General features: G+C 69.6%; 18 protein-coding genes and 1 pseudogene. 10 read left to right on the top strand and 9 right to left on the bottom strand.

All coding sequences use genetic code 11. The features are described 5' to 3' along the window. Window positions 1–6: 6 nt before the first annotated feature. The 4 genes from FCL41_RS08135 to FCL41_RS08120 form a co-directional block, all read right to left on the bottom strand. Window positions 7–342 carry a non-heme iron oxygenase ferredoxin subunit gene (locus FCL41_RS08135; protein WP_137065571.1) on the bottom strand — a complete coding sequence of 112 codons (336 nt, stop codon included), beginning with the start codon at window positions 340–342 and terminating at the stop codon, window positions 7–9. After that, the gene (gene sufD, locus FCL41_RS08130; RefSeq protein ID WP_137065570.1) at window positions 342–1535 is read right to left on the bottom strand and encodes a Fe-S cluster assembly protein SufD; all 1194 of its coding nucleotides are present in this window, start codon (window positions 1533–1535) and stop codon (window positions 342–344) included. Before sufD ends, FCL41_RS08135 begins: the two co-directional genes overlap by 1 nt. Window positions 1536–1599: 64 nt before the next feature. Next, window positions 1600–3018, bottom strand: a complete 1419-nt coding sequence (sufB, locus tag FCL41_RS08125) for a Fe-S cluster assembly protein SufB (RefSeq protein ID WP_137065569.1) — start codon at window positions 3016–3018, stop codon at window positions 1600–1602. Window positions 3019–3021: 3 nt separating this feature from the next. Next, window positions 3022–3642 (bottom strand): helix-turn-helix transcriptional regulator, encoded by a 621-nt coding sequence (locus FCL41_RS08120; RefSeq protein ID WP_239021843.1) that lies wholly within the window; start codon window positions 3640–3642, stop codon window positions 3022–3024. Window positions 3643–3971: 329 nt separating this feature from the next. On the opposite strand from FCL41_RS08120, the pseudogene FCL41_RS08115 reads away from it, so the two are divergent. From FCL41_RS08115 to FCL41_RS08100, 4 genes and pseudogenes are all read left to right on the top strand, one after another. Then, a pseudogene (locus tag FCL41_RS08115) lies at window positions 3972–4667 on the top strand (ABC transporter ATP-binding protein); the annotation flags it as partial. Between the two features lie 191 nt (window positions 4668–4858). Then, window positions 4859–5623 (top strand): ABC transporter permease, encoded by a 765-nt coding sequence (locus FCL41_RS08110; protein ID WP_137065567.1) that lies wholly within the window; start codon window positions 4859–4861, stop codon window positions 5621–5623. Window positions 5624–5626: 3 nt separating this feature from the next. Then, the gene (locus FCL41_RS08105; RefSeq protein ID WP_137065566.1) at window positions 5627–6550 is read left to right on the top strand and encodes a COX15/CtaA family protein; all 924 of its coding nucleotides are present in this window, start codon (window positions 5627–5629) and stop codon (window positions 6548–6550) included. 77 nt (window positions 6551–6627) lie between these two features. Further along, a complete protein-coding gene (locus FCL41_RS08100; RefSeq protein ID WP_137065565.1) occupies window positions 6628–7857 on the top strand; it encodes a L,D-transpeptidase family protein in 1230 nt (409 codons plus the stop codon). 20 nt (window positions 7858–7877) lie between these two features. Here the strand turns inward: FCL41_RS08100 and FCL41_RS08095 are convergent, their stop codons facing one another. After that, a complete protein-coding gene (locus tag FCL41_RS08095; protein WP_137065564.1) occupies window positions 7878–8840 on the bottom strand; it encodes a heme o synthase in 963 nt (320 codons plus the stop codon). A gap of 109 nt (window positions 8841–8949) precedes the next feature. Here FCL41_RS08095 and tkt point away from each other — a divergent pair, with 109 nt between their 5' ends. Genes tkt through pgl form a run of 6 tightly spaced genes read left to right on the top strand, consistent with a single transcriptional unit; the run spans window position 8950 to window position 17016 of the window. Then, the gene (tkt, locus tag FCL41_RS08090; RefSeq protein WP_170970222.1) at window positions 8950–11070 is read left to right on the top strand and encodes a transketolase; all 2121 of its coding nucleotides are present in this window, start codon (window positions 8950–8952) and stop codon (window positions 11068–11070) included. 55 nt (window positions 11071–11125) lie between these two features. Continuing rightward, window positions 11126–12247, top strand: coding sequence for a transaldolase (gene tal / locus FCL41_RS08085; protein ID WP_137065562.1), 1122 nt, complete (start codon window positions 11126–11128; stop codon window positions 12245–12247). Further along, on the top strand, window positions 12244–13857 hold the full coding sequence (locus FCL41_RS08080) for a glucose-6-phosphate isomerase (RefSeq protein WP_137065561.1): 1614 nt from the start codon (window positions 12244–12246) through the stop codon (window positions 13855–13857). The genes tal and FCL41_RS08080 overlap by 4 nt, the downstream gene beginning before the upstream one ends. Further along, the gene (zwf, locus tag FCL41_RS08075; RefSeq protein ID WP_137065560.1) at window positions 13854–15392 is read left to right on the top strand and encodes a glucose-6-phosphate dehydrogenase; all 1539 of its coding nucleotides are present in this window, start codon (window positions 13854–13856) and stop codon (window positions 15390–15392) included. The genes FCL41_RS08080 and zwf overlap by 4 nt, the downstream gene beginning before the upstream one ends. Then, window positions 15389–16300: a glucose-6-phosphate dehydrogenase assembly protein OpcA gene (locus FCL41_RS08070; RefSeq protein ID WP_212723102.1), complete on the top strand. Its 912-nt coding sequence runs from the start codon at window positions 15389–15391 to the stop codon at window positions 16298–16300. Before zwf ends, FCL41_RS08070 begins: the two co-directional genes overlap by 4 nt. Then, window positions 16297–17016, top strand: a complete 720-nt coding sequence (gene pgl, locus FCL41_RS08065; RefSeq protein ID WP_137065559.1) for a 6-phosphogluconolactonase — start codon at window positions 16297–16299, stop codon at window positions 17014–17016. The genes FCL41_RS08070 and pgl overlap by 4 nt, the downstream gene beginning before the upstream one ends. Before the next feature lie 104 nt (window positions 17017–17120). Here the strand turns inward: pgl and FCL41_RS08060 are convergent, their stop codons facing one another. Genes FCL41_RS08060 through FCL41_RS08045 form a run of 4 tightly spaced genes read right to left on the bottom strand, consistent with a single transcriptional unit; the run spans window position 17121 to window position 19811 of the window. Beyond that, a complete protein-coding gene (locus FCL41_RS08060; protein WP_137065558.1) occupies window positions 17121–17480 on the bottom strand; it encodes an RNA polymerase-binding protein RbpA in 360 nt (119 codons plus the stop codon). 37 nt (window positions 17481–17517) lie between these two features. Next, window positions 17518–17733: a preprotein translocase subunit SecG gene (secG, locus tag FCL41_RS08055; RefSeq protein ID WP_420846570.1), complete on the bottom strand. Its 216-nt coding sequence runs from the start codon at window positions 17731–17733 to the stop codon at window positions 17518–17520. A gap of 47 nt (window positions 17734–17780) precedes the next feature. Beyond that, window positions 17781–18572 carry a triose-phosphate isomerase gene (tpiA, locus tag FCL41_RS08050; RefSeq protein ID WP_137065556.1) on the bottom strand — a complete coding sequence of 264 codons (792 nt, stop codon included), beginning with the start codon at window positions 18570–18572 and terminating at the stop codon, window positions 17781–17783. Between the two features lie 39 nt (window positions 18573–18611). Next, entirely contained in the window at window positions 18612–19811 is a 1200-nt protein-coding gene (locus tag FCL41_RS08045) for a phosphoglycerate kinase (protein ID WP_137065555.1), read from the bottom strand. Between the last annotated feature and the right edge of the window lie 23 nt (window positions 19812–19834).

Raw genomic sequence — 19834 nt, 5'->3', positions numbered from 1 at the left:
TGTCGTTCAGGACGGCGTGACGCCGTTGAGGGTCGTGCTCACGTCGACGTGGATCTCGTCGCCGCGGAGCTCGACCGGGAAGGTGGCCACGGGCTCGGTGGCGGGGAGCGTCTGGGGCTTGCCGGTGCGGAGGTCGAAGGCCGACCCGTGCATCCAGCACTCGATGGCGCAGTCCTCCACCTCGCCCTCGGAGAGCGCGACGTGCCCGTGGGAGCACAGGTCCTGGATGGCGAAGTACTCGCCACCCGCCTGGGCCACCGCGACGTCGATCCCGTCCAGGCTCACCGCAACGGCCTCGCCCTCACGGAACTCCCCCAGTGCGCAAGCGCGCTGGAAGGCCATCAGAGCAGCTTTCCGGTCAGGTTCTTGGCGAGCTCGGTCTCCACCGTGGTGACGAGCTGCTCCTCGATCGCGGGCACGCCGATCTTGCGGATCAGGTCGTTGAAGAAGCCGTGGACGACCAGGCGCTGCGCCTCCTTCTCGTCGATGCCGCGCGAGCGCAGGTAGAAGAGCTGCTCGTCGTCGAAGCGGGCCGTCGCCGAGGCGTGACCTGCTCCGGCGATCTCGCCGGTCTCGATCTCGAGGTTGGGGACCGAGTCGCAGAGCGTGCCGTCGGTGAGGATGAGGTTGCGGTTCTCCTCGTAGGTCTCGATGCCCTCGGCCTCCTTGCGGATCAGGACGTTGCCGATCCACACGGTGTGGGCCCCCTCGCCCTGCAGCGCGCCCTTGTACATGACGTTGGACGAGGTGCGCGGCTGGTTGTGGTCGGCGAAGAGGCGGTGCTCGAGGTGCTGCCCCTCGTCGGCGAAGTAGAGACCGAGCATCTCGGCCGAACCGCCGGGAGCCGAGTAGCGCACGTTCGCGTCCATGCGGACCAGGTCGCCGCCGAAGGAGATCGCGGTGTGCTTGTACGCCGCGTCCCGTCCCACGAGCGCCTCGGTGTGGGTCAGGTGCGTGGCGTCGTCGGCCCAGTCCTGGAGCGAGACGACGGAGACCTGGGCGGAGTCGCCCACCCGGATCTCGACGACCTGGGCCAGCGCCGCGGAACCGGTGTGCCGCAGCACGACCACGGCCTTCGAGAAGTTGCCGAAGCGCAGGACCACGTGGCCCGCCTCGGTGTTCTCCGCGTCGGTTCCGGTGAGGTTGACGATGATCGGCTCGACGACCTCGGTCTCGGCCGGCACGTCGACGAGCAGGGTGTCGGGAACTTCCGAGAGCACCCGGGCACCGAACAGCGTGGCGGGCTTGTAGCCGGAGACACCACGCAGCGCCTGGGCCTCGTCCCCGGTCACCGTCTCCACACGTACGCCCTCGGGCGCGACGTGGGTGACCTCGGTGGTGGGGGCGTTGAAGACGGCGTCGGACGCCAGACCCTTGAGGCGCTTGAGGGGGGTGAAGCGCCAGATCTCCTCACGGCCCGTGGGAGCGGCGTGGTCGGCCACGTCGTACGAGCCGGTGGGGTGGAGGTGCGACTCCACCTTGCCCTGCTCGAGCGCCGCGGCGACCGAGTCGCGGGCAGTGTCAGTAACAGTCACGTCAGGTTCTTTCCGTTTCGAAGTGGTGCAGGGCGCGTGCCCCGTGGTGCTGGAGGCGGCGGCGTCAGCCGACCGCGCCCTCCATCTGGAGCTCGATCAGACGGTTGAGCTCGAGGGCGTACTCCATCGGGAGCTCCTTGGCGATCGGCTCGACGAAGCCACGCACGATCATGGCCATCGCTTCGTCCTGCTCCATGCCGCGCGACATGAGGTAGAAGAGCTGGTCGTCGCTGACCTTCGAGACGCTGGCCTCGTGACCCATGGAGACGTCGTCCTCGCGGATGTCGACGTAGGGGTAGGTGTCCGAGCGGCTGATCTGGTCGACGAGCAGCGCGTCGCACAGCACGTTGGACTTGGAGCCGTAGGCACCCTCGTTGACCTGGATGAGGCCGCGGTAGGACGTACGACCACCGCCGCGGGCCACCGACTTCGACAGGATCGAGGACGAGGTGTGGGGGGCGGCGTGCACCATCTTGGCGCCGGCGTCCTGGTGCTGGCCCTCGCCCGCGAAGGCGATCGAGAGCGTCTCGCCCTTGGCGTGCTCCCCCATCAGGTAGACGGCCGGGTACTTCATGGTGACCTTGGAGCCGATGTTGCCGTCGACCCATTCCATCGTCGCGCCGGCCTCGCAGACCGCGCGCTTGGTGACGAGGTTGTAGACGTTGTTGGACCAGTTCTGGATGGTCGTGTAGCGGCAGCGCCCACCCTTCTTGACGATGATCTCGACGACCGCGGAGTGCAGCGAGTCCGACGAGTAGATCGGCGCGGTGCAGCCCTCGACGTAGTGCACGTAGGCGTCCTCGTCGACGATGATCAGCGTGCGCTCGAACTGGCCCATGTTCTCGGTGTTGATGCGGAAGTAGGCCTGGAGCGGGATGTCCACGTGGACGCCCTTGGGCACGTAGATGAACGAGCCGCCGGACCACACCGAGGTGTTGAGGGCAGAGAACTTGTTGTCGCCGGTCGGGATGACGGTGCCGAAGTACTCGCGGAAGAGCTCCTCGTGCTCCCTCAGCGCAGTGTCGGTGTCGACGAAGATGACGCCCTTCTCCTCGAGGTCCTCACGGATCGAGTGGTAGACGACCTCGGACTCGTACTGCGCCGCGACGCCGGCGACCAGGCGCTGCTTCTCCGCCTCAGGGATGCCGAGCTTGTCGTAGGTGTTCTTGATGTCCTCGGGGAGGTCCTCCCACGACTGGGCCTGCTTCTCCGACGACCGCACGAAGTACTTGATGTTGTCGAAGTCGATGCCGCCGAGGTCGGAACCCCAGGTCGGCATGGGCTTGCGGTGGAAGAGCTTCAGGCCCTTCAGGCGCATGTCGAGCATCCACTGGGGCTCGGACTTCTTGCCCGAGATGTCGCGGACGACGTCCTCGTTGAGACCACGCTTCGCGGTCGCACCGGCGTCGTTCGCGTCGGCCCAGCCGAAGTCGTAGCGGCCGATGCCCTTCAGCTCGGGGTTCAGCTCCTCGATGGAGGTCATGGTTCAGCCTTCCTTGTTCTTCGGGATGCAAGTGGTGCAGACGCCGTCGCCGTGGGCGATGGTGGCCAACCTCTGGACGTGTGTGCCGACGACCCGGCTGATCGCCTCGGTCTCGGCCTCGCACAGCTGCGGGAACTCGTTCGCCACGTGGGACACCGGGCAGTGCTGCTGGCAGAGCTGGTCCACCACTCCGGCACCGGGCAGGGCCCGGACACTGGCGGCGTAGCCCTCGGCCGTGAAGACCTTGGCGAGGACCTCGGCAGGGCTCAGGTCGGGCTCCTGCTCGATGAACGTGGCGAAGTCACGTTCGATGAACGCTGCGCGCTGCCTCGCGAATTCCATCACCGCGTCGTCACCTGCCGTCTCCTTGAGGAAACGGAGCGCCTGGGCGGCGAGGTCGTCGTAGCCCTGGTCGAACTTGTCACGGCCGGTGTCGGTGAGCGCGAAGACCTTGGCGGGACGACCGCGGCCGCGGTGCCCGTAGACCTTCTGCTCGCGACCCTCCACGACCCCCTCGCCCAGGAGCAGGTCGAGATGGCGGCGTACGGCGGCGGGCGTGAGCTGGAGCCGCTCGGCCAGCTCAGCGGCGGTGGAGGGGCCGTTCTCCAGGATGGAGCGGGCCACGCGCCCACGGGTGGACGCGTCGCCAGCAGGCGCAACGGACGTCCGATCGAATTCCACAACGCAATTGTGATCTTATTGCCGGGGTGCTTCAAGTAAGGCGATCCTTAGTTCGGCGGGCGGTGGCGGCCCGCACGGCGTGGGGTGTGAGCGGAGTCTCGACGCCCGTGCGACCCAGCGGCAGCTCCCCCGGGGGTACCTCTGGGTTGCTCCCGTCCTTCCTCCCTGCCGTGACGCCAGGGCCACGCCCCCGCGGGGTCCGGGGTGGGTCGGCTCCCTAGACTGATGCGGTGCCCCCAGCAGAACCCGCCGTCGTCGTCGACGAGCTCGTCATGAGGTACGGCGACAAGGTTGCCGTCGACCGCCTGTCGTTCGAGGTCGCCCGGGGCACCATCACCGCGGTGCTCGGCCCCAACGGCGCGGGGAAGACCACGACGCTGGAGACCTGCGAGGGCTACCGCAAGCCGCAGGGCGGGTCGGTGCGCGTGCTCGGCCTCGACCCCCAGCGCGACAGGCGGGCGCTCCTCCCCCGCATCGGTGTGATGCTGCAGTCCGGAGGCGCCTGGAGCGGAGTCCGCGCCAAGGAGATGCTCGACCACGTGGCGCGTCTGCACTCCCACCCGCTCGACACCGGGATGCTCTACGAGCGCCTGGGTCTGGGTGACTGCGGAAGCACCCCCTACCGCCGTCTCTCCGGGGGCCAGCAGCAACGCCTCGGGCTCGCGATGGCGCTGGTGGGTCGTCCGGAGCTCGTCTTCGTCGACGAACCGACCGCCGGCATGGACCCGATGGCGCGGCGTACGACCTGGGAGCTGCTCGAGGAGCTCCGCGCCGACGGCGTGACCGTCGTGCTCACCACCCACCACATGGACGAGGCCGAGCGGCTCAGCGACCTGGTGCACATCATCGACCACGGTCGTGTCATCGCCTCCGGGACGCCGCGCGAGCTGACCAGCTCGCGCAAAGAGGCGACGTTGCGCATGGTGCTGCCCGTGCTGAGCGCCCACGCCCACGACGAGCTGTCAGGGATCCTGGGCGACCAGCTGGAGGTCACGCTGCTCGACGACGCCGTCCACGTCTCCAGCCCCGCCGACGGTGCCACCCTCGCGGCGGTCGCGCGCTGGTACGAGCACCACGAGGTGCTCCCCGTCTCGCTGACGCTCGGCCAGCGCACCCTCGAGGACGTCTTCCTCGAGCTGACCGGACGGGAGATCACGCCATGAGCGGCACGTTCACCCCGGCCCCCGGTTCTGCCCCGCTGAGCCAGCAGGTCAGGGCCCAGGCCGGCATGGAGGCGCGTCTCATGATGCGCAACGGCGAGCAGCTGCTGCTGGCCATCGTGATCCCCCTCGTCGTGCTCGTCGGAGGCCTCTACGCCGCCGACCGTGTCGACCTCGGCATCAGCTCCGACCCCATCGACCTGCTGGCGCCCGGCGTCCTCGCCCTCGCAGTCATGAGCACGGCCTTCACCGCCGTCGCCATCGCCACCGGCTTCGAACGTCGGTACGGCGTCATCAAGCGCCTGGGCGCCTCCCCCCTGCCTCGTCACGGCCTGCTGCTCGGCAAGGTCGGCGCCCTCCTCGTCGTCGAGGCCGTGCAGGTGGTCGTGATCGGCGGCGCAGCACTCGCGCTCGGGTGGCGCCCGGACGTCGCCGTGGTGGGGGTCCTCCTCTCGGCCGTGCTCGGCACGATGGCGTTCGGTGCGCTCGGCCTGCTCATCGCCGGGGTGATGCGCGCCGAGGCCACCCTGGCGCTGGCCAACCTCGTCTACCTCTTGCTGATGGCCGGCGGCGGTGTCGTGATCCCGGCGTCGCAGTACGGCCCGGCGAGCGAGTTCGTGAAGCTGCTCCCCAGCGGCGCGCTGGGTGAGTCGTTCCGAGCCTCGTTGCTCGACGGCCACACCGACTGGGCTGCCCTCGGCGTCCTCATGGTGTGGGCAGCCGTCGCTTCCTTCCTGACCGCACGCACCTTCCGTTGGGAGTGACCCATGGTCCAATTCCTCGAGCGTCTCTCGACATGGCTGTGGCCCCTGGCCGTGGCCAACCTCCTGGCCAACATCGGCATCGTGGTCACCGGCGCCGCCGTACGCCTCACCGGCTCCGGACTGGGCTGCCCCACGTGGCCCCGATGCACCGAGGAGTCCTACGTCACGCACCCGAGCATGGGCATGCACGGTGCCATCGAGTTCGGCAACCGCATGCTCACCTTCGTGCTGGTCGTGATCGCGATCTCCTGCTTCCTGGCCGCCCTCGGCTCGCGTGACCGCGTCGCCGTGCGCCACTCCCTCATCGTGGCGCTCGGGGTGCCGCTGCAGGCGGTCATCGGCGGCTTCACCGTGCTGACCGACCTGAACCCCTGGGTGGTCTCCCTCCACTTCCTCGCCTCGATGCTGATGGTGATGGTCTGCCTCGCCCTCCTCGACCACCTCCGCAGCCCCCAACGCACCGCCGCGCCGGCACCTCAGCGCGCCTTGGCCTGGGGCGTCCTCGTGGTCGGCTGGGTGGTGCTCTACCTCGGCACCGTGGTGACCGGTGCAGGACCGCACGCGGGCGACGCCGAGGCGCCTCGCAACGGGCTGGACCCGGCCGTCGTGTCGCAGGTCCACGCGGTGGCGGTCTACGTGCTGGTGGCGATCACCGTCGCGCTGCTCGTCCTGGCCGTTCGGGCAGGCGACCGGTGGCTGGTCGTGGTCACCAGCGCCCTGCTCGGACTGGAGCTGCTGCAGGGCCTGATCGGGTGGTCCCAGTACGTCCTCGACCTCAACGAGCTCCTCGTCGCCCTGCACATGCTCGGGGCCGGACTCCTGGCCGCGGGCTTCTCCCGCGTCTGGCTGGCGACCCGCGCCCACGAGGCCGGCGACCAGCACACCGGTCGGCTGCTGGCCTGGGCCAGCGGCGACGCGCCTCGCTGACGGAGGCCGCCTGACTGCGTACGATCAGCGCACGGCCGGGAGACGTCACCCGGCTGGGCACACGTACGGGGGCCTCCATGTCGCATCCATCCATCCGTCCGCGCCGTGCACTCGCCTCCGTGGCGGTGGGCGTGCTGACGACGACTCTCCTGGCCACCCTGGCCAGCGCCCCATCCGGCGCTGTGGAGGCAGACCCGACGCCGAGTCCTGCGTCGTCGACCGCCCCCGCGCCAAGCCCGAGCGGCCCTCCCACGCCCGAGGAGTCCGCGCCTCCCACGCCTCCCACGCCTGCCTCAGGGACGCCCGCCCCGGACGCGGCCAGCTCCCCGGCCACCCCCACGGCGCCCCAGGGCGCCGCGCCGGCGACGCCGAAGGCTGAGCCCACCCCGACGCCCACTCCGTCGCCCACCGCGACCCCGACGGCCGAGCCCTTCGTCCCGATCAAGATGGGTGAGCACTCCCAGCGCGTGCGCGTCCTGGAGAGTCGGCTCCACCAGGTCAAGCTGCACTCGGAGGTCATCAGCTCGGACTTCGACGAGGTGACCCGTCGGGCGGTGGTCGCGTTCAAGAGGAAGCACGACCTCCCCGGGCACCGTGGCGTCGTCAACGAGGTCACGTGGACCACTCTGGTCGCCTTGACGCGTGAGCCCACGCAGAACGAGCTCAACAACGTCTACAAGCCGGGCCCGGCGCTTCTCAAGAAGGGCTCGAAGTCGCCGAAGGTGCGCAACCTGGAGGCACGTCTGGCGCAGCGCAAGCACTTCCGTGGCCGCGTCGGTGCGACCTATGACCGCAAGACCGTACGAGCGGTGCGGGCCTTCCAGAAGGCGGCGCGGATTCCGGTGACCGGCAAGGTCGACGTCCGTACGCTCCAGCGGCTGCGCGCGGTGACGCGACGGCCCACGCGCTCGGAGCTGCGCAACTGGGGCTTCGACCTCGACCGCCGTTGCCTCAAGGGCCGGGTGCTCTGCATCGACAAGACCACCCGCGCGCTCAAGTGGGTCGTCGACGGCGACGTGAAGGTGCGGCTGGACGCTCGCTTCGGCGACCCGTACTACCCCACCCGCGAGGGCAGCTTCACGATCTTCAAGAAGTCACGCGACCACGTGTCGAGCATCTACCACACGCCCATGCCCTTCGCGATGTTCTTCTCCGGCGGGCAGGCCGTGCACTACTCCCCCGACTTCGCCCGCAACGGGTACGACGGCCACTCGCACGGCTGCGTCAACATCCGCAACCGCAAGGCGATCGCACGGCTCTTCGACCAGGTCACGATCGGGACCAAGGCCGTGGTCCACCGCTCCTGAGGGCTCCCGGCGCGAAGGTCTCAGCGCAGGAGCGGGTCGATGGCGACCGCGACGAAGAGAAGCGACAGGTACAGGTTCGAGTTGTGGAAGAGACGCATCGGCGCGATGTCGGTGAGGTCGTTCGAACGCTTCGTCCGCCCCCACATCCGGTGGGCCTCGACAAGGAACACGGCGCCGAGGATCGTGGCCACGACAGGGTAGAACCAACCGGTGTCGGCAACGGGCCACAGGAGCAGCGAGGTCGCGACCATGACCCAGCTGTAGATGACGATCTGGCGACCGACCACCGCGGCCGGGGCCACGACCGGCAGCATCGGGACGTCGACGTTCGCGTAGTCCTCGCGGTAGCGCAGCGCCAGCGCCCACGTGTGCGGCGGGGTCCAGAAGAAGACGACCATGAAGAGCACGACCGGTTCCCAGGCCAGCTGGCCGGTCACCGCGGTCCAGCCGATCAGGGTGGGGAAGCACCCGGCGATGCCGCCCCACACGATGTTCTGCGTGGTCCGACGCTTGAGCAGCATCGTGTAGACGAAGACGTAGAAGGCGTTGGCCCCCAGGGAGAGCAACGCGGAGAGCTCGTTGACCTGCGTCCACAGCACCACGGTGGACAGCACCGCCAGCACCGTCGCGAAGACCAGGGCCGAGACCGGCGTGACGACGTGGCGGGGCAGCGCGCGGCGCTTCGTGCGGCGCATCTGCTCGTCGATGTCGCGGTCGTAGACGCAGTTGTAGGCCGACGCAGAACCAGCGCTGAGCGCCCCGCCCAGCACGGTCCAGAGCACCAGGCTGAGCTCGGGGATCCCCCGGGCGGCGAAGAACATCACCGGGACCGTCGTCAGCAGCAGCAGCTCGATGACGCGGGGCTTGGTCAGGCCGACGTAGGCAGCAACCACGTCCTTGAAGGTCGCCTTGTCGGTCTCGCCCCCTTCGTCAGAGGTGGTGGACGGCTCGGCAGCGGATGCCGAGTGGCCGACGTACGTCACGGGCGGAACCTCAGAGCTTGGGAAGTGGTGCGGGGTCGAGTCTAGCCGCTCATCCCGATAGGCTCGGACACGCCTGTTCTGCGCCCCCCACCCCTCCGAGAGGAAGCACGTGACCACTCCCAGCAAGTCATCCACCGTTCTCGAGTGGACGGACCTTGATCGTCGAGCGGTCGACACCACTCGGCTACTGGCCCTGGACGCCGTGCAGAAGGTGGGCAACGGACACCCCGGCACCGCCTCCAGCCTTGCCCCGGTCGCCTACCTGCTGTTCCAGAAGGTCATGAAGCACGACCCGGCCGACCCCCACTGGATCGCCCGTGACCGCTTCGTCCTCTCGTGCGGACACACCAGCATGACCTTGTACTCGCAGCTCTTCCTGGCCGGGTTCGGCCTCGAGCTCAACGACATCAAGGCGTTGCGCACCTGGGGCTCCAAGACCCCCGGCCACCCCGAGTTCCGCCACACCACCGGCGTCGAGACCACCACCGGCCCGCTGGGCCAGGGAGTGGCCAACGCTGTCGGCATGGCGATGGCCTCCCGCTTCCAGCGCGGGCTGCTCGACCCCGACGCGCCCGTGGGCGAGTCGCTCTTCGACCACCACGTCTACTGCATCGCCTCCGACGGCGACCTGCAGGAAGGGGTCTCCGCCGAGGCCTCCTCCATCGCCGGCCACCAGCAGCTGGGCAACCTGACCCTGATCTACGACGACAACAAGATCTCCATCGAGGAGAACACCGACGTCGCCTTCACCGAGGACGTGGCCAAGCGCTACGAGGCCTACGGCTGGGACGTACGCATCGTCGACTGGGCGGGTGACCGCAAGGGTGGAGACGCCTACGTCGAGGACGTCGACGAGCTGTACGCCGCCATCCAGGCCGGCAAGGCCGTCACCGACAAGCCCACGATCATCGTGCTGAAGACGATCATCGCGTGGCCGACGCCCAACGCGCAGGGCACCGGTGCCGCCCACGGCGCCGCCCTCGGCGTCGACGAGGTCCGTGCCACGAAGGAGCTGCTCGGCTTCGACCCCGAGCGCACCTTCGAGGTCCCCGACGACGTGCTGGCGCACACCCGCAAGGCCCTGGTGCGTGGCAAGGAAGCCGGCGCGGCCTGGGACGCGGCGTACGAGAAGTGGGCGGCCGCCCACCCCGACCGAGCCGCCCTGCTCCACCGGCTCCGTGCCGGCGCCCTCCCCGACGGCTGGGACGCCGACCTCCCGGTCTACCCCGCCGACGCCAAGGGCATCGCCACCCGCAAGGCCTCGGGCGAGGTCATCAACGCGCTGGCCGCGACGCTGCCCGAGCTCTGGGGCGGCTCTGCCGACCTGGCGGAGTCCAACAACACCACCATCAAGGGCGCGGACTCGTTCATCCCGGCCGAGCACTCGACCGCCCACTGGAAGGGCTCGCCCTACGGACGCGTCCTGCACTTCGGCATCCGTGAGCACGCCATGGGCGCGATCATGAACGGCATCGCGCTGTACGGGAACTCCCGCATCTTCGGCGGCACCTTCCTCCAGTTCGCCGACTACATGCGCCCGTCGGTCCGCCTCGCAGCGCTGATGGAGATCCCGGTGACCTACGTGTGGACCCACGACTCCATCGGTCTGGGTGAGGATGGCCCCACGCACCAGCCGATCGAGCACCTCGCCGCTCTGCGCGCCATCCCCGGCCTCGACGTGGTCCGTCCTGCGGACGCCAACGAGACCGCCGAGGTCTGGCGCTCGCTCATGGTGCGTCACCAGCGCCCGACCGGCCTCTGCCTGTCGCGTCAGAACCTCCCGACCTTCCCGCGCGGCGAGGAGGGCTTCGCCTCCGCCGAGGGTGCGGCCAAGGGGGGCTACGTCCTGCTCGAGGCCGAGGGCGGCGAGCCCGACGTCGTGCTGATCGCGACGGGTTCCGAGGTCCAGATGGCTGTGGAGGCCCGTACCAAGCTGGCTGAGCAGGGGATCCAGGCCCGCGTGGTCTCGCTCCCCTGCCGCGAGTGGTTCGACGAGCAGCCGCAGGCCTACCGGGACGAGGTCATCCCGCCGTACGTCAAGGCGCGCGTCTCCGTCGAGGCCGGCATCGCCCAGGGCTGGCGCGAGGTCGTCGGTGACGCAGGTCGCATCGTCTCGATCGAGCAGTACGGTGCCAGTGCCGACTACAACCGCATCTTCAAGGAGTACGGGATGACCACGGAAGCGGTCGTGTCGGCCGCCCTCGACAGCATCGCCGCTGCGGGGGCCTGACCCCAGACCGCACGGCACTCCGGCCCCGGCCACCACCACTCATGGGAGGAACACCATGTCCGAACGTTTGAAGTCGCTGGCCGAGGCCGGAGTGTCCATCTGGCTCGATGACCTGTCCCGGGAACGCCTGACCAGCGGCACGCTCGCTGGCCTGGTCTCGCAGAATTCGGTCGTCGGCGTGACCACCAACCCGTCGATCTTCGCGACCGCGCTGGCCAAGGGTCACGGCTACGACGACCAGGTCGCCGAGCTGGCAGCACGCGGTGCCGACGTCGAGGAAGCCGTCCACGCCCTGACGACCACGGACGTCCGGGACGCCTGCGACGTGTTCCTGGAGACGTTCCGCGCAACCGACGGGGTTGACGGACGGGTCTCCATCGAGGTCTCCCCCGGCATCGCCCACGACACCGACGGCACCGTCGCCGAGGCCCAGGAGCTGTGGAGGTCGGTCGACCGCCCCAACCTGCTCGTGAAGATCCCCGGAACGCAGGCGGGGCTCGCCGCGATCACCCAGACCATCGGGGCGGGGATCAGCGTCAACGTGACCCTGATCTTCGGCATCCCCCGCTACCGCGACGTCATGGAGGCGTACGTCGCCGGCCTCGAGCTGGCGAAGGAGAACGGCCACGACCTCTCCACGATCCACTCCGTGGCTTCGTTCTTCGTCTCGCGCGTGGACACCGAGATCGACAAGCGCCTCGACCAGCTGGGGGTCGACGCCACGTTGAAGGGACGCGCCGGCGTCGCCAACGCGCGTCTGGCGTACCACGAGTTCGAACGCTTCTTCACGGGTGGGCGATGGGAGCGCCTGGCGGCCCTCGGCGCTCACCGTCAGCGTCCGCTCTGGGCCTCCACCGGGGTCAAGAACCCGGACTACCGCGACACGATGTACGTGACCGACCTCGTCGTCCCCGGCACGGTCAACACGATGCCCGAGGCGACGATGGAGGCCTTCGCCGACCACGGTGAGGTGCTGGGAGACCAGGTCACCCCGCACTACGACGACGCAGCCGTCGTGATGAGCGACGTGCGCGCCGCCGGCGTGGACGTCGACGACGTCATCGAGATGCTCGAGCGTGAGGGCGTGGAGAAGTTCGTGGCCTCGTGGGACGAGCTGCTCGCGACCGTTGGCGACCAGCTCGCCAAGGCCAGCTCGGCGAAGGCCGCGGACGCATGAGGACGGAGGCTCCGGTACAGGTCATCCCCGGAGACCGCCCGGCCTTCGACGCCGCCATGCACGACCTCGTGCAGGACCGGGTCGCCGGGCGACTCTTCGCCCGCGACCACACCCTGTGGGGTCCGGCAGCCGAGTCGGAAGCGTCCAAGCGACTCGCGTGGGTGGACCTTGCGCGCACGTCGCGCGCCATCGTTGAGCCCATCGCGGCCCGCCGTCAGGCTCTGCAGGCCGACGGGATCGACCGCATCGTCCTGTGCGGCATGGGCGGCTCCTCGCTGGCTCCCGAGGTGATCTGCGCCGACGCCGGGGTCGACCTGGTGGTCCTCGACTCCTCACACCCGGACGCCGTGCGCGACGTCATCGACACCGACCTCGCGCGTACCGCGGTGGTCATCGCCTCCAAGTCCGGCGGCACCGTGGAGACCGACAGCCAGCGTCGCGCCTACGAGCAGGCGTTCATCGATGCCGACATCGACCCGGCCACCCGGATGATCGTGGTCACCGACCCCGGATCGCCGCTCGACGAGTTCGCGACCGAGCGCGGCTGGACGGTCTTCCGGGCGGACCCCGAGGTGGGGGGACGCTACTCGGCCCTGTCGGCCTTCGGCCTCGTTCCCTCGGGGCTGGCCGGAGTCGACCTGGAGGTGCTCCTCGACGACGCCGCAGCCCTGGTGCCCGTGCTCCAGGACGACGTGCCCTCCAACCCCGGCCTGCAGCTGGGCGCCCTGATGGCGGTCGCCGCCCGCGAGGGCGTCGACAAGATGGTGCTGGGCGACACCAGGACCCCCTCCGTCGGGTTTGCCGCCTGGGTCGAGCAGCTGGTGGCTGAGTCCACCGGCAAGGACGGCACCGGCATCCTGCCGATCGACGTGGGTTCCACGTCCGCCCCCAACTTCGTCGACGCCACCAACGACTCGATGCTGGTCAGCTGCGGTCCGGCCGAGGGCGCCCCGGACGCCTCGTCCGGGTGGTCCGCGCACGTGGACGCACCCATGGGTGCCCAGATGCTCGTGTGGGAGGTCGCGACGGCCGTGGCCGGTCGGCTGCTCGGCATCAACCCGTTCGACCAACCCGACGTGGAGAGCGCCAAGGACGCCGCGCGAGCGATGCTCGACGGCGACACCGAGACCTGGACTCCCGACTTCGTCGACGGTGACGTGCAGGTCTTCACCGCTGGCGACTGGTTGCCCGACGGCACGTCCACCGTGGCGGAGGCGGTCCGTGCGCTGCTCGGGCGCCTCGACGACGAGCACGGCTACCTCGCGGTGCAGGCCTACCTGGACCGCGACCGGGACGCGGTCGTGACCGACCTGCGCGACGCCCTGGCCAGGCGTACCTCCCGGCCCGTGAGCTTCGGATGGGCTCCGCGCTTCCTGCACTCGACCGGGCAGTACCACAAGGGCGGGCCGGCCCAAGGGGTCTACCTCCAGGTGACCGGCGCCCAGACGCAGGACCTGGCCGTGCCCGACCGGCCGTTCACGTTCGGCGAGTTCATCGGGGCCCAGGCGGCGGGCGATGCCCACGTCCTGGGGTCGCGAGGGCGTCCCGTGCTCCGGCTGCACGTCGGAAAGCCAGAAGGGCTGGCGACGCTGCGGGAGGACGTGGGATGACCACCCAGGGCAGTCGAACGCACACGAACCCGCTGCGAGATCTGCGCGACCGTCGACTGCCCCGGATCGCGGGACCGTGCAGCATGGTCATCTTCGGTGTCACCGGCGACCTGTCCCGCAAGAAGGTCATGCCAGCCATCTACGACCTCGCGAACCGAGGTCTCCTGCCGCCGGGATTCAGCCTCGTCGGGTTCGCGCGGCGTGACTGGGAGGACCAGGACTTCGCCGCCATCGTGCGCGACGCCGTGAAGCAGTTCTCGCGCACCGACTTCCACGACGAGGTCTGGGACCAGATCAGCACCGGCTTCCGGTTCGTCTCGGGCGACTTCGACGACGACGAGGCGTTCGACCTGCTCCGCACCACGCTCTCCGACCTCGACGACGAGCGCGGCACCGGTGGCAACCACGCCTTCTACCTGGCGATCCCACCTGGGCTCTTCGGCGACGTCGTCGGCAAGCTCAAGGAGCACGGCCTCGTCCACGGTGGTGACGCCTGGCGTCGCGTGGTGGTCGAGAAGCCGTTCGGTCACGACCTGGAGTCGGCCAGGGCGCTGAACCGGGTGCTGGACGACGTCTTCCCGGCCGGCTCGGTCTTCCGCATCGACCACTACCTGGGCAAGGAGACGGTCCAGAACATCATGGCGCTGCGGTTCGCCAACTCCCTCTTCGAGCCGCTGTGGAACTCGCTCTACGTCGACCACGTGCAGATCACCATGGCCGAGGACATCGGCATCGGTGGCCGAGCCGGCTACTACGACGGCATCGGCGCCGCGCGTGACGTCACCCAGAACCACCTGCTCCAGCTGATGGCTCTCGTCGCCATGGAGGAGCCGACCACCTTCGAGGCCGAGGCTCTGCACCAGGAGAAGCTCAAGGTGCTCGCGTCGGCCACGTTGGCCACGCCGTTGTCCCGCACGACCGCGCGCGGTCAGTACGTGCGAGGGTGGGCCGGCGGCGAGGAGGTGAAGGGCTTCCTCGAGGAGGACGGCATCGGCGAGCACTCGCGGACGGAGACCTACGCCGCCATCACGCTGTCGGTGGCCAACCGAAGGTGGGCAGGCGTCCCCTTCTACCTCCGCACCGGCAAGAGGCTCGGCAGACGGGTCAGCGAGGTGGCCGTCGTCTTCAAGCGCGGCGCCCACCTGCCCTTCAGCGAGCAGGCGACCGAGGACTTCACCCAGAACGCCCTGGTCATCCGGGTCCAGCCCGACGAGGGCATGACGCTGCGCTTCGGCTCGAAGGTCCCCGGCACGGCGATGGAGATCCGAGACGTGTCGATGGACTTCGCCTACGGCGGCTCGTTCACCGAGTCCTCCCCCGAGGCGTACGAACGCCTCATCCTCGACGTCCTGCTGGGTGACCCCCCGCTCTTCCCGCGGCACGAGGAGGTCGAGCGCTCCTGGCAGATCCTCGACCCCGTGCTGGAGCACTGGGAGGCAAGTGGAGAGCCCGACGACTACGAGGCAGGCACGTGGGGCCCGGCGTCCGCGGACGAGATCCTGGCCCGTAACGGTCACACCTGGAGGCGCCCGTGAAGAAGCTCGAGGAGACCAACGCCTCCGAGATCGCCGCCGAGTTCCTCCGGGCCCGCCGCGCCGCCGGCAGCCCGGCCATGGGCATGGTCCTGACGCTGGTCGTGGTGGCCTCCGACGAAGAGGCAGAGGCTGCGATGGACGTGGCCCGCGCCGCGGCGCGCGACCACCCCGCCCGGATCCTGGGGGTCGTCCTCGGCGACGGACGGGGACATGCCCACGTGGACGCCGAGGTCGGCACCGGAGCCGGGCACCCGGGCGAGACGGCGTTGATACGCCTGCGTGGAGCCGTGGTGAAGCACGCGGAGTCGGTCGTGCTGCCGCTGCTGCTGCCCGACTCGCCGGTCGCGGTCTGGTGGGCGGACCAGGGCCCTGACGACCCGGCGTCGGACCCACTGGGCCGACTGGCCACCCGCCGCATCACCGACCTGGGCACGCACGCCAGTCCGCGTTCCAAGGCTGGTCTGCGGCGCTTCGCGCACTACACCCCCGGGGACACGGACCTCGCCTGGACCCGACTGACGCTGTGGCGGGCCACGCTCGCTGCCGTCCTGGACCAGCACTCCGCACGAGTCACCGCGGTCCGGGTCAGCGCCGAGCGTGGACACCCCAGCGCCGGCCTCCTGCGTGCCTGGCTGAGTCACTGCCTGCACCTGGACGTCGAGCTGCTGCCCACCGACGGCCCTGCGGTCACGGAGGTCGTCCTCGAGACGGCGCAGGGACCGATCAGGATCTCGCGTCCCGACGGGAAGGACGCCACGCTCTCGACCCCGAACCGGCCCGAGCGACCCGTCTCGCTCCGTATCCGCGAGATCCACGAGCTGATCTCGGAGGAGCTCCGGCACCTCGACGCCGACGAGATCTACGAGCTCACGATCCGCAAGGTCCTGGAGCTGGAGCAGAGCCCGTGACTGATCGCGTGCACGACGACGTCACCGCCTTGGTCGAGGACGCCGCCGCCTGGTTCCTGGCTCGGCTCGCCACGGCGCAGGCGGAGGGGCGCGTCCCCCACGTGGTGCTGACGGGTGGCAGCATCGCCGCACCGTTCCACCGCGAGGTGGCGCGCACCGCTTCCACCAGTGGGGTCGACATGTCCCGGGTGGACTGGTGGTGGGGAGACGAACGCTTCGTCCCCGCGGACTCCGACGAGCGCAACTGCCGATCCGGGTTGGAGGACCTCCTGCACCCCCTCGGGGTGCCGGCCGAGCGCATCCACGTGGCGGCGGCGAGTGACGCCGTGGCCACCGTGGAGGAGGCGGCGCAGCGCTACGCCGACCAGATCCGTGCCTCCGGCGTCCCCGAGTTCGAGGTGGCTCTCTTCGGGATCGGCCCGGACGGCCACGTCGCGTCACTCTTCCCCCACCACCCGGCCGCCGCGATCCGTCATGCGCTGACGGTCCCCGTGCACGACTCCCCCAAGCCGCCGCCCCAGCGCGTGAGCCTGACCTACGAAGCCCTGGCGTCCAGCAGGGCCGTGGCCTTCCTGGCGGCCGGTGACGGCAAGGCCGACGCAGTCGCCGCGGCGCACGGCGAGGGATCCTGGGAGGAGTGCCCGGCTCGGGGCGTACGAGGGCGGGACGAGACCGTCTGGTTCCTGGACGCGGCCGCTGCGAGTGGGCTCACCTGACCGCTCGGACCTGACGGGCCGCAGGAGGCACGAGGACGACGTGGAAGCAGCGAGGCGCTGGCGAAGGAGAACTTCGCCAGCGCCTCGCTGTCAGTCAGCAGGACTCAGAAGATGATCTCGCCGGACTTCCGGCGCGAACGCAGGAGCTGGATGGCCTCCTGCAGGATGTCCTCGGCCTCGGTGTCGGAGCGACGCTCCTTCACGTAGGCGAGGTGGGTCTTGTACGGCTCGTTGCGCGGTGCCGGCGGCGGGTTGAGCTCGTCCACACTGGCGGGAAGTCCGCACTTGGGGCAGTCCCAGCACTCAGGGACCACCGCCTCCCGCGCGAAGGCCAGCACGGACTGGTGGTGCTGAGAGCAGTGGAAGGTCACCTGCTTGCGCGGCGCGGCCTCCCCGCGCTCGGCCTCACCGATCGGTCCGGCCCCCACCCTGCTACCGCGAATCGCGTTTCCTGCACCTGCCACTTCAGACCCTCCCCAGAGTGAAATGCGACTGTGAAACTCAGCTGTACGCCGTCAGCAGCCCCAGACCGATGACGGTGGCGAACCAGAGCACGCCCATGGCGACCGTGAACCGGTCCAGGTTCTTCTCGGCGACGGACGATCCCCCGAGGGAGCTCGACACACCGCCACCGAACATGTCCGACAGACCGCCGCCGCGTCCCTTGTGGAGCAGCACCAGCATGATCAGGATCAGGCTCGTGAGAACGAGCAGCACTTGAAGAACTATTTCCACGGCAGGAACCTTACGTCAAAGAGGGGAGATCAAAGCACCGGCAGGTCGTAGAAGCGACAGATTCCCCCAAATTCGTCGGCATGGAGGCTCGCTCCACCGACCAGGGCGCCGTCCACGTCGGGCTTCTCCATGATGCCAGCGACGTTGGAGGCCTTGACGGACCCGCCGTAGAGGACCCGGACACCGTCGGCGGCCGCGTCGCCGTGGAGCTCGCGGATGCGGGCGCGGATCGCGCCACACACCTCCTGGGCGTCCTCGGGGGTGGCCACCTCGCCGGTGCCGATGGCCCACACCGGCTCATAGGCCACGACGAGGTCGGCCACCTGCTCGGCAGTGAAGCCGGCGATCGATCCTTCCACCTGGGCCAGCGTGTAAGGGACCTGCTCGCCGGACTTGCGGACCTCGAGGCCCTCACCCACGCAGACGATGGGGACCATGCCGTGCTCGACAGCCTTGTGCGCCTTGGCGTTGACCACGGCGTCGGTCTCTGCGTGGTACTCGCGGCGCTCGGAGTGGCCCACCACGACGTAGGAGCAGCCGAGCTTGGCCAGCATCGGCGCGGAGACCTCGCCGGTGTAGGCGCCGGCGTCGTGGACGGAGACGTCCTGCGCGCCGTAGGTGATCTTGAGGCGGTCGCCGTCGACGAGCGTCTGCACCGAGCGGAGGTCGGTGAAGGGCGGAACCACCACGACCTCGGCCTTGGTGTAGTCGTGCTTCTTGTCGTCGAGCGTCCAGGCGAGCTTCTGGACCAGGACCACCGCTTCCTGGTGGTTCAGGTTCATCTTCCAGTTGCCGGCCATCAGGGGCGTGCGCGAAGCCATGGGGTGTCTACCTCTGCGAAGTGGTGGGATGGGAGCGTCTCAGCGCTCGAGGACGGCGATGCCGGGCAGTTCCTTGCCCTCGAGGTACTCGAGGCTTGCGCCGCCGCCGGTCGAGATGTGGCCGAAGGCCGACTCGTCGAAGCCGAGCGCGCGCACCGCTGCCGCGGAGTCACCGCCGCCGACCACCGAGAGGCCCTGGACCTTGGTCAGGGCGTCCGCCACGGCACGGGTGCCCTCAGCGAACTCCGGCACCTCGAAGACCCCCATGGGGCCGTTCCAGAAGACCGTACGGGCGTCGGCGAGGGCCGCGGCGAAGGCAGCGGCGGAGTCAGGGCCGATGTCGAGACCGAGGGCGTCGGCGGGGATGGCCGAGGCCGGGACCACGCGCGGCGACGGGACGGTGTCGCCGGAGGGGAACTGGGTGTCCACCACGATGTCGGTGGGCAGGACGATCTCCACGCCCTTCTCCGCGGCCTCGCGCAGGTAGGTGCGGCACGTCTCGAGCTGGTCGGTCTCCAACAGGCTCTTGCCGACCTCGTGGCCCTGGGCAGCGAGGAAGGTGAAGACCATCCCGCCACCGATCAACAACTTGTCGGCCTTGCCGAGGAGGTTGTCGATCACGGCGAGCTTGTCCGAGACCTTCGAGCCGCCGAGCACGACCACGTACGGCCGCTCGGGGTCGACGGTGAGACGACGCAGGACGTCGATCTCGGCCTTCACGAGACCACCCATGGCGCTGGGCAGCCGCAGAGCGACGTCGTAGACGCTGGCCTGCTTGCGGTGGACCACGCCGAAGCCGTCGGAGACGAAGGCGTCGGCGAAGCTCGCGAGGCGGTCGGCGAAGGCGGCGCGCACGGCGTCGTCCTTGCTCGTCTCCCCTTCGTTGAAGCGGACGTTCTCGAGCAGGGCGACGTCGCCGTCGCCGAGGCCGCGGACGACCTGCTCGGCCGACTCCCCCACCGTGTCGGTGGCGAAGGCGACGGGCTGACCGAGGAGCTCACCGAGCCGCTCGGCGACGGGAGCGAGGCTGTACTTCGGGTCCGGCGCGCCCTTGGGCCGTCCGAGGTGGGCGGTCACGACGACTCGTGCACCCGCCTCGGCCAGCGCCTTGATGGTGGGGACGCTCGCACGGATGCGACCGTCGTCCGTGATGGTGGTGCCGTCCAGAGGAACGTTCAGGTCCGAACGGACCAGGACGCGCTTGCCTCGCAGGTCGCCGAGCGACTCGATGCTGCTCATCAGTCAGTGTCTCCGTGGGGTGG

Source organism: Nocardioides jishulii (assembly GCF_006007965.1).
GTDB lineage: Bacteria > Actinomycetota > Actinomycetes > Propionibacteriales > Nocardioidaceae > Nocardioides > Nocardioides jishulii.
Note: the sequence above shows the minus strand (reverse complement) of the source record. Positions and strands in the feature narration are given on the sequence as shown.